The organism is Mesorhizobium sp. M5C.F.Ca.IN.020.32.2.1, assembly GCF_004023105.1.
Classification (GTDB): domain Bacteria; phylum Pseudomonadota; class Alphaproteobacteria; order Rhizobiales; family Rhizobiaceae; genus Mesorhizobium; species Mesorhizobium wenxiniae.
In genome coordinates this window covers 1-9,584 of sequence record NZ_RZSX01000144.1, presented here as the reverse complement: position 1 = coordinate 9,584, position 9,584 = coordinate 1, and the positions used below count along the sequence as shown (strand labels likewise).

Here is a 9,584-nt window from a genome sequence, read left to right as displayed (position 1 = left end):
GAATTGGGGCTCGTGCCGGCGAGCTCGCCGCTATTGTGGTCGGTCAGGACGGGGACCCCCATGGCCTGTCCAGCGGCCATATAAGCGCGGACGACGGGGCTGACCTCCGCATCCGGCAGATAGACGTCCAGCGGTCCGCTGCGGCCGCGCGAAGGCGCGTCGAAGGCGGTGAAAGCTTCGCTGCGGACGAAGCCTGGCAACAAGCCCGAAAAGGACCAGCGCTCGCCGCCTGCCACTGCCCAGGGTTGGAAATCATCCGGATGGCCACGCACATAGGCCATGGCATGCAGGCAGCTCGAACCGCCGACGATCTTTCCGCGCGGCCATTCATGGACGCGGTTTGCGGTAAAGGGTTGCGGCACCGTCCGATAGGCCCAGTCATAGGCGCGGCCCTGCAGCATCGTCCATTTCAGCGGGTCGGCGATATCGGGATCGGACGGCATGGTCCCGGCTTCGATCAAGCCGACCCGGCACGAGCTGTCCTCGCTTAGCCGGCTAGCCACCACCGAGCCAGCGGATCCCGCGCCGACGACCAGCACGTCGAAATGACGCATCAGTTTGAAAGGCCCCGCGAGCAGGCTTGCTGGCTAGAACGCGCAACGCTCATGCCGCGAAAGCGCCGGAATTCGACCGTTCCGTGATTCGTCTTTGCACGGACAGCAAATGCGCGCGCATGGCCGCTTCGGCAGCTTCGGGGTCGCGTTTCGAGATCGCTTCGGCGATCAGACGATGTTCGCCGTCGCGCTCGGCGATCCGCTTGGGGCAGGTGGGTGCTGCGGTGCGTGCGATCTTCACCCGCGCATCGACGCCGACCTGGCGCAGCATCTTATAGAATTCGGCGGCAAGATGGTTGCGGGCGGCAGCTACGATGGCGGAATGAAACGCGAAATCGACCGCGCCCGACGAGGCATTCTCCGGCGTGGTTGCCGCGTCAATGATCCGGGCCGTCTCGAACGAGGAGGCGCGCAGCGATGCCAGCCGGGCGAGGCCCGGCTCCATGAGCAGGCGCAACTCCAGAACCTCGATAGGGTTGGTTACCCTGACGAGCTCTTCGCCGTATCGGGGCAGGGCGGTTGGCGCACGCCTGGCGCGCGCCGGTTTCAAATCACCTGATTGGCGCAGCAACTCGAGCGCCTTGCGAAGCTGATGGCGCTTCACGTTCAGATGTTCGGCTAGGTCACGCTCGGAAGGAAGCTTGCCGCCATCCTGCTGCAACTGGCGGACCGCTGCGATGATGTCGTCGAGATCCGATGATACGATCTGCGGCTCGAATGCGCTCAAAACCAAATCTCCTGTCTGATCGGCGGCGGTCGACTCAGCGTCCCGATATCATATTGTGACACGGAATCGATGAACACGGCACTCAACCAACTCAACCAATCTACATCTGCGCGCAGTGGTTGACAACACCAGTTGCGTGATGGTTGAGTGCCGCAGTTGTTTCTTTGACGGCTCACATCTCGGCGGGGCCGTCCTTCTCCCGAGGACCGTGCATGCCGTTTGGAGAAACATTCGACTATGTCATTGTCGGAGCCGGGTCGGCCGGCTGCGTGCTTGCAAACCGCCTGAGCGAAGATCCTGATGTTTCCGTGCTGCTCCTCGAAGCCGGGGGCTGGGATCGCGATCCAATGATCCACATCCCGCTCGGCTGGGGTAAGATCCTGACCGAGCGCCGTCACGACTGGATGTATTTCTGCGAGCCCGAGGCCAATGTCGGCGGACGCAAGGTCGAATGCGCGCGCGGCAAGGTCATCGGCGGCTCCTCCTCCACCAACGCCATGGCCTATGTGCGCGGCAATCGTGGCGACTATGATCGCTGGGCGGCCAGCGGCCTCACCGATTGGTCGTTCGACAAGGTGCTGCCCTATTTCAAGAAGCAGGAGCGCTGGGAAAAGGGCGAGAGCGACTATCGCGGCGGCAGCGGGCCACTGAACACGCAGTTCTGCCGCTACAAGGACGAGCTGATCGATGCCTTCGCCACGGCCAGCCGGGATGCCGGATACCCCCAGACTGACGACTATAACGGCGCCGTGCAGGAAGGCTTTGGCCGCCTGCAGATGACGATCGCAAACGGTCGCCGCTGCTCGACGGCGTCGGCCTATCTGCGTCCCGCCATGCGCCGCAACAATGTCAAGGTGCTGACCGGCGCGATGGCGACGAGGATCCTGCTGAAGGATGGGCGGGCGACCGGCATCGCCTACGCCAGAGGCGGGGCGACCCACCAGGTGCTGGCGCGGCGTGAGGTCCTGCTTGCCGGCGGCGTCATCAATACGCCGCAGCTGCTGATGCTGTCTGGGATCGGCGATGGCGGCGAGCTCGCCGCGCATAACATCGAGACGAAAGTCGACCGGCCGCAGGTCGGCAAGAACCTGCAGGACCATGTTTCGGTCATTTTGATGTACCGGCGCGGGCAGCCGGGACCATTCCTGAAGATGATGCGGGCCGACCGTATCGGGCTGGATTTCGTCAAGACCTATCTCGCTGGCAAGGGCTTTTCGGGAGACGTGCCCGGCGGGGTCGTGGCGTTTCTGAAAAGCGATGCAAGCCGGCCGTTGCCGGATGTTCAGCTGCTTTTCACGGCTGCACCGCTTGCCGCATGGCCTTACCTGTCGCCATTCAAGGCACCCTTCGCCGATGGCTTTGCGACCCGCATCGTCGCCGTCCAGCCGGAGAGCAGGGGGAGCGTCAAACTGGCGTCGAACGACCCGTTGGCCGCGCCGCTGATCCACCAGAATTTCCTGTCTTCGCCGCGTGACTGGCAGTCGCTTCGCGCCGGCTTCCGCGTTGCGCGCAACCTCGCTGCACAACCGTCGATGACGCCGTTCATCGCATCGGAATTCTTTCCGGGATCACAATGCCAGAGCGACGACGAGATCGATGAGCATATTCGCAAGACCTCGATCACTGTGCATCATCCAGCCGGCACCTGCCGCATGGGTGTCGACGCCGGCTCGGTGGTCGATCCCGAACTGCGGGTGCGCGGAGTCGCCGGGCTCCGCGCAGTGGATGCTTCCGTGATGCCGGACCTTATTTGCGGCAACATCAATGCGGCGGTTATCATGATCGCCGAAAAGGCCTCGGACCTGATCCGCAGCCGTGCTGAACAAAGCATTGCCGCCTGATCGCTGTCGCGCGGCGTTCAACCAAGTCCTTTGGTTGAAGGAAAAATTTGAGTTGGTTGGGCTGCCGTGGGATGATCGCGGCCGTCATGGCTCGATCCGCACCTGCTGGACAGGTTATATTTTTCGCATATTTTTGAAATTTTGTCCCCTTTTGCGGCATTTTCCTTTCAAAAAAGCTTCTCAACCAAAAACCTCAAAAATTCTCTATTTTTGGGATTGTCGAGCAAAACCAATCCGAATACGGTTGAGTTGGTTAAACACATATTCTTCGTGAAGAGAGGTGTCAGACATGTCCTTGGCGCAACCAGCAGACCTTGCCGTCACCAATAAAAAGGCAGCGCTGAAGGGCCTCTATGACGCCCTCTACGAAAAGAACATGTTTCCGTTCTGGGCGACATCGGAAGGCGTCGATCACGACGAGATCAAGCAGCTGATGGCGACGTCGAAGGCGATCCCCTTCGTCTGGTCCTACACCGACATCGAGCCGCTGCTGCAGCGCGCCGCGGAACTGGTGACCATGGACGATAGCGAGCGCCGGTCGCTGATCCTGGTCAATCCGGGTCTTGCGCCCAAGCGCGCCTCGGTCAGCACGATGTACACCGCCTACCGCCTGAACGATCCCGACGAGATCATGCCGCCGCACAAGCATTCGCCGAGCGCCATACGTTTTGGCCTGACCGGCAAGGGCAACTTTACCGGCGTCGAAGGCGAGGATGTGGTTTTCGGCCCTGGCGACATGGTGCTGACGCCGAACGACGCCTGGCACAATCACGGCACGGTCGGCGGCGAACAGGCGGTCAATCTATCGGTTCTCGACCTGCCGCTGGTGGAGACGCTGCACGCCGTGCATTTCGACCACAAATATACCGAGATGGTCGACGGCAAGGAAGTCGAGAAGAAGGTGCAGACCGCCCGGTTCCCGAGCGATTATTCGCAGCGAATCTACGGCGAGGGTGGCTTGATGCCGCGCTTCGTGGACCACAAGCGTGGCGGTGGCCTGTCGTCGCCGATGTATGTCTATCGCTGGGAAAAGATGGAAGCGATCCTCGACGCGCACAAGGATTGGGACGGCGATCCGCACGAAGGCATCGTCATCGACTATGTCGACCCCACCACCGGCGGCCCGGTCTTCCGAACGATCAACTTCTACGTCCAGATGTTGCGGCCGGGCGAGAAGACGCTGCCGCAGCGCGAGACCGCCAGCCTGCTGTTGGCGCCGTTCCGCGGCAATGGCTATTCAATCATCGACGGCAAGCGCTACGACTGGAACCAGTTCGACACGATCGCCATACCGGGCGGTTCGTGGGTCGAGCATGTCAACGGCTCCTCGACCGAGCCGGTCATCTTCTTCGGCGCGACCGATGCGCCGACCCAGAAGGCGCTGCTCCTCTACAAGCGCTGGGGCCGCAACCAGGCCGGCGACCTGCTCCGCATCGTCTAGTCTTTGCAGCGGAAACTGTCCGCGCTGGCATAATGGCGCGGACACCGAAAGAGACGGTTCAGCAGCAAGGGCGAATGAATTTGGTTTCGGCGTTCAACACAAAGCAGATCGGCCATGTCGACTGTCCGGGCGGTGGCCAGGTCTGGGTCGACGGCAACATCCTCCATGTCGGCCACATGCGCCCGCCGAGCGGCACGACGCTGGTCGACATTTCAGATCCGCGCAATCCGAAAAAGATCGCGACGATCGACGTTCCGCCGGGCTGGCACTCGCACAAGGTGCGTGCCCAGGACGGTCTGATGATCATCAACCACGAGCGCTTCGGCAATGCGGGCCCGGCCGATTTCGGCGGTGGCCTGGCGATTTACGACACGACCCGACCGACGGAGCCGAAGCTGATCTCGAAATGGACAACCGGCGGCCATGGCGTGCACCGCTATGACTATGACGGCCGCTACGCCTATATCTCGCCGACCGCCGACGGCTATGTCGGCAACATCGTGATGATCCTCGACCTGATCGATCCGGTAAATCCAGTCGAGGTCGGGCGCTGGTGGATACCGGGGCAGTGGACCGGCGGCGGTGAGGAGTATCCGTGGCATGACTACGTCACGCCGCGCTGCCACCATCCGTTGCGCATGGGCGACCGGCTCTATGTCAGCTACTGGCATCACGGTCTGTTCATCCTCGACATTTCCGACATTTCGAAGCCGAAGCTTGTCTCGCATATCAATTCGAGCCCGAGCTTCCCGCATCCCACGCACACATGCCTGCCGATCCCGCAGCCGCTCAAGGGCCGCAACATCATGGTGGTGGCGGACGAGGATGTCGCCAAACTCCGACCTTCGCCGCCGGCCTTCACCTGGATCTACGACATCACCGACGAGACGAACCCGCTGCCGATCTCGACCTTCCAGGTGCCTGGCCTCGACCCGGGTGGCGAACCACAACCGCCGATGACCGGCTGCCATCAGCCTTCCGAGCGCTTCAAGGGCACCATCATTCCGTTTGCATGGTTCGCGCAGGGGCTGCGGCTGGTCGACATCGCCGACCCGTTCGCACCCAAGGAGGTCGGCCATTTCGTGCCCGACGCGCCTGAAGGCGCTGAGCGTTCGTCTTCCAACGACGTCACCATCGACGATCGCGGCATCGTCTACCTTATCGACCGCATCCGTGGCGTCGACATCATCGAAACCAGTGTTCTCTAGGGGGGATAGGTTGAACGACAGCACGCGAAAATCCGCCAGCCACTACGCCATCGGTAAGAAGAATCCGAACCTGCCGTTTCATCCGGCGGTGCGGGCCGGCGATTTCATTTTCGTCTCCGGCCAGGTGCCGAAGGACGAGAACAACAACATGATCAGCGGCACGATCGAGGAAGAGACGCTGGCGACGCTGAAGACCATCGCGCGCGTCATTGCCGATGAGGGCGCAACGCTGTCCGATGTCGTGCGGATCACCACCTATCTCGAGGATACGCGCGATTTCGGCCGCTACAACAAGGCGTTCCTCGAAGGGATCGGCGACGCGGTGCTGGCGCGCACGACCGTCGAGGCAAAAGCCGTCATCAACACCAAGATCGAAATGGACGCCATCGTCTACAAGCCGCTGCCGGCCGGCAGGTAGGTCACGACACAATCGAGGAGACGACATGTACAAGCTTTTGGGACGCCAGACATCGGGCAACGTTCAAAAGGTGCTCTTCATGCTCGAAGAGCTTGGCGCGGCGTATAAGCGCGAGGACTACGGCCGCCAGTTCGAAAACACCCAGACGGCCGAGTACAAGGCGCTCAATCCGACGTCGAAAGTTCCGACGCTGATCGACGACAACACCGTGATCTGGGAGTCGAACACCATCCTGCGCTATCTCGCGGCATCCGGCGGCGAGCAGCTGAATGGCGCCACCCCGGCGGAAAAGACCGAGGTCGAGCGCTGGATGGATTTTCTGCTGGCAGCTGTCAATCCGGGCTATATGGCCGCCTTCAAGGGCGCCAAGCTGACGCCCGAAGAGCAGACCGCCGAATACAAGGAGCAGGTGAAGGACCTTGTGGCGCAACTCAAGATCGTCGACGGGCATCTGGCCGGCAAGGATTTCCTGGCACTGGGCAAGCTGACCATTGCCGACGTCGCCTGCGCGCCGATCCTGAAGCGCTGTATCGACTTCAAGATCGACCGGCCGTCGCTGCCCAACCTCGAGCGCTGGGTGGCCACAATCGCCGCTCGTCCGGCCTTCAAGGCGGCGACCGCCGCCGCCCCCGCAAAGGCCGCATGATGATCAAGCGCGCCGCCCTCATCGGACTGGGAACGATGGGTCCGGGCATCGCCGCGCGGCTTTCGCGCGGCGGGCTCGACGTGGCGGCGTATGATGTTTCCGATGTCGCGGTCGAACGCGCCAGCGGCATGCTCGACATTGCTGGCGCGATTCTGGACCGTCTCGATATCAAGGCGCCCGCATCGGGGGCTGGCACGGTGCGCTTCGTCCGCACCCTCGCCGAGGCTGTCGATGGTGCGGAACTGGTCATCGAGAATGTGCCTGAGAATATCGACATCAAGGCCGAAACTTATCGCGCCATCGACCCGCTGATAGGTTCTTCGGCGATCGTCGCCTCGGACACGTCAGGAATTCCGATCACCAAGCTGCAGGCCCATATTTCGCATCCCGAGAGGTTGGTCGGCATGCACTGGTCGAACCCCCCGCACATCATTCCGATGATCGAGGTGATTGGCGGCGAGAAGACCGCGCCTGAAACCGTGGCGACGATACGCGACCTGATCCGCTCGATCGGGCTATTGCCGGTGGTTGTGAAGAAGGACGTTCCCGGCTTCGTCGAAAATCGCGTGCTTTACGCGCTGCTGCGTGAAGCGGTCGACCTGGTCGAGCGCGGCGTCATCGAACCGGAGGATCTCGACACCTGCGTATCCTGGGGCATCGGCTACAAGGTCGCCGTCATCGGGCCGATGGCGCTGCTCGATATGGCGGGCCTCGACATCTACAAATCCGTCTCGTCGTTCCTGAACGCCGATCTTTCCAATCGGGATGATGTCGCGCCGATGGTTCTGGAGAAGACCGGTGCATCGAAGTTCGGAATCAAGTCGGGCGAGGGCATGTTCTCCTACACGCCCGAACAGATAAAGGCGCTGCAAGGTGAACGGGCGCGCAAGCTGGTCGCAGTGCGCCGCATCCTCGAGGGCCAGGAGTAGGCGATGGCACGAGTTGCGCACGAGGCTGGCCGTGTTGGGAATTTCACCTGGTTGGCCGCTCATGCGGACTGCACCATCAAAACCGCGCGGCTGCGGCCAATGACCATGTGTGGGGTGACCGACCATGCAGGTTGAAACCATTCGACCAGCCGGCGGCCGACCCGCCCATATTCGCCACGACGACCTAATTTCCACCAAGGGCTTGTCGGTAATCATGGGCACGGATCAGAACCGGCAACTGATCCTTAGGGATATAGACCTTTCGGTTCCGAAGGGTTCGTTCGTTTCCCTCATCGGTCCGTCCGGTTGTGGCAAGAGTACGTTGCTCAAAGTGCTGGCTGGGCTGGTAAGTCCGAGCAACGGCAGCGTCTCGATCGCCGGCGTTTCGCCAGGCGAGGCGGCGCGCAAACGGATGATAGGTCTGGTCTTTCAGGACGCCAATCTGCTGCCGTGGAAAAACGCCGTCGACAATGCCTCGATGCTGCTAGGCATCGCCGACAAGTCGATGTCGCGCTCGGCGCTGCGGGCGCGTGGACAGGAGATGCTGGAACTGGTGGGCCTTGGCGATGCCGCCCACAAGCGCCCAAACGAACTGTCTGGCGGCATGCGTCAGCGGGTCGCCATCGCCCGGGCTTTGGCGCTTGATCCGGCGGTCTTGCTGATGGACGAGCCGTTTGGGGCCCTTGACGCGATCACCCGCGATTCGATGGGCCAGTCGCTGCTTGAGATCTGGCAGAGGACCGGAAAGACGATTGTCTTCGTGACGCATTCGATCGACGAAGCCATTCAGTTGTCTCGCCAGGTTCATGTGCTGGGGATCAACCCGGGACGCGTTACTCAGAGTCTGGACATTCCGCTGCCCTATCCGCGCGACGCTTCCGTGACCGAAGTCCCCGAATTCGTCAGGCTGGTGCTTGAGCTTCGAACGATGCTGCGCTCCAGTCATCAGCCGGGAGGCGCGACGTGAGCGAGCAGCCTCTCACGAACCTCTCCCAGCCAGAGCCTGTTTCCGGCTGGAATGCGGCGACAAGCAGCTGGCTTCCGGCGGTCATCCTTCTGCTGGTGACGATCGTGTTGTGGGAAGCCGCGGTGCGGATATTCTCCATATCCTCCTTTATCGTTCCTGCCCCATCCGAGATTGCGAAATCCCTGGTTGCCCAATGGGGCACCCTCATGCAGGCGACGGTGGTCACGGCGGGCGAAATCCTGTTTGGCTTCCTTGTCTCGGTCATAGTCGGCATTGCGCTTGCTCTCGTCATCGTGCGCTTCGACTGGCTGGGCCGCGCTCTCTACCCGCTCGTCGTGTTGTTCCAGAATGTGCCGAAGGTCGCGCTAGCGCCGATCTTCATCCTCTGGTTCGGCTACGGGCTCGCACCCAAAATCGGTCTGATCCTGGTCATCGCCTTCTTCCCGGTGACGCTGTCGATGCTGGCCGGCATGCAATCGGTCGACCGTTCGCTTCTGTCGCTGATGAATTCGGTTGGTGCCAGCCCGACCCAGATCCTGTTCAGGATCCGTGTTCCCCACTCGCTGCCGAGCCTAATGGCGGGAACCAAAATTGCAGCGACCCTGAGCGTCATCGGCGCCATCGTCGGCGAATTCGCCGGAGCCTCGGACGGGCTCGGTTACGTCATCCAGTTCGCGTCGACCCAGCTCGACACGGCTCTTGTCTTTGCTGCGCTGCTGCTCGTTTCCGTGCTCGGCATCGCCTTCTACTACGCAGCCGAAATTCTAGAACGCTTCGTGGTGCCCTGGGCGCCGAAATTCAGCCGGGCTTAGGATCTTTCGAACAACCAACAAACAAGGGGAACAAACAATGC

At 61.7% G+C, this 9,584-nt stretch carries 10 protein-coding genes; 8 read left to right on the top strand and 2 right to left on the bottom strand.

Annotated features, from left to right (window positions below; all coding sequences use genetic code 11):
- Together EOA86_RS10000 and EOA86_RS09995 are read right to left on the bottom strand one after the other, a co-directional pair.
- Positions 1 to 554 (bottom strand): GMC family oxidoreductase N-terminal domain-containing protein (locus EOA86_RS10000; RefSeq protein ID WP_245497208.1); only part of this gene is annotated, 554 nt, incomplete at its 3' end.
- A gap of 49 nt (positions 555 to 603) precedes the next feature.
- The gene (locus EOA86_RS09995) at positions 604 to 1,281 is read right to left on the bottom strand and encodes an FCD domain-containing protein (protein WP_128341458.1); all 678 of its coding nucleotides are present in this window, start codon (positions 1,279 to 1,281) and stop codon (positions 604 to 606) included.
- A gap of 212 nt (positions 1,282 to 1,493) precedes the next feature.
- Between EOA86_RS09995 and EOA86_RS09990 the strand changes: the two genes are divergently transcribed.
- From EOA86_RS09990 to EOA86_RS09955, 8 genes are all read left to right on the top strand, one after another.
- A complete protein-coding gene (locus EOA86_RS09990) occupies positions 1,494 to 3,122 on the top strand; it encodes a choline dehydrogenase (RefSeq protein WP_128341456.1) in 1,629 nt (542 codons plus the stop codon).
- A 289-nt stretch (positions 3,123 to 3,411) separates the two neighbouring features.
- Positions 3,412 to 4,563 carry a cupin domain-containing protein gene (locus EOA86_RS09985; RefSeq protein WP_128341454.1) on the top strand — a complete coding sequence of 384 codons (1,152 nt, stop codon included), beginning with the start codon at positions 3,412 to 3,414 and terminating at the stop codon, positions 4,561 to 4,563.
- Positions 4,564 to 4,637: 74 nt separating this feature from the next.
- A complete protein-coding gene (locus tag EOA86_RS09980; RefSeq protein ID WP_164891658.1) occupies positions 4,638 to 5,771 on the top strand; it encodes a hypothetical protein in 1,134 nt (377 codons plus the stop codon).
- Positions 5,772 to 5,781: 10 nt separating this feature from the next.
- A complete protein-coding gene (locus EOA86_RS09975; protein ID WP_128341450.1) occupies positions 5,782 to 6,189 on the top strand; it encodes a RidA family protein in 408 nt (135 codons plus the stop codon).
- A gap of 25 nt (positions 6,190 to 6,214) precedes the next feature.
- Positions 6,215 to 6,835: a glutathione S-transferase family protein gene (locus EOA86_RS09970; RefSeq protein ID WP_128341448.1), complete on the top strand. Its 621-nt coding sequence runs from the start codon at positions 6,215 to 6,217 to the stop codon at positions 6,833 to 6,835.
- The gene (fhmpcd1, locus tag EOA86_RS09965; RefSeq protein ID WP_128341460.1) at positions 6,835 to 7,764 is read left to right on the top strand and encodes a 5-formyl-3-hydroxy-2-methylpyridine 4-carboxylate 5-dehydrogenase; all 930 of its coding nucleotides are present in this window, start codon (positions 6,835 to 6,837) and stop codon (positions 7,762 to 7,764) included. The genes EOA86_RS09970 and fhmpcd1 overlap by 1 nt, the downstream gene beginning before the upstream one ends.
- A 124-nt stretch (positions 7,765 to 7,888) precedes the next feature.
- Entirely contained in the window at positions 7,889 to 8,731 is an 843-nt protein-coding gene (locus EOA86_RS09960; RefSeq protein ID WP_128341446.1) for an ABC transporter ATP-binding protein, read from the top strand.
- Positions 8,728 to 9,543 carry an ABC transporter permease gene (locus EOA86_RS09955; RefSeq protein ID WP_128341444.1) on the top strand — a complete coding sequence of 272 codons (816 nt, stop codon included), beginning with the start codon at positions 8,728 to 8,730 and terminating at the stop codon, positions 9,541 to 9,543. The genes EOA86_RS09960 and EOA86_RS09955 overlap by 4 nt, the downstream gene beginning before the upstream one ends.
- Positions 9,544 to 9,584 lie beyond the last annotated feature (41 nt).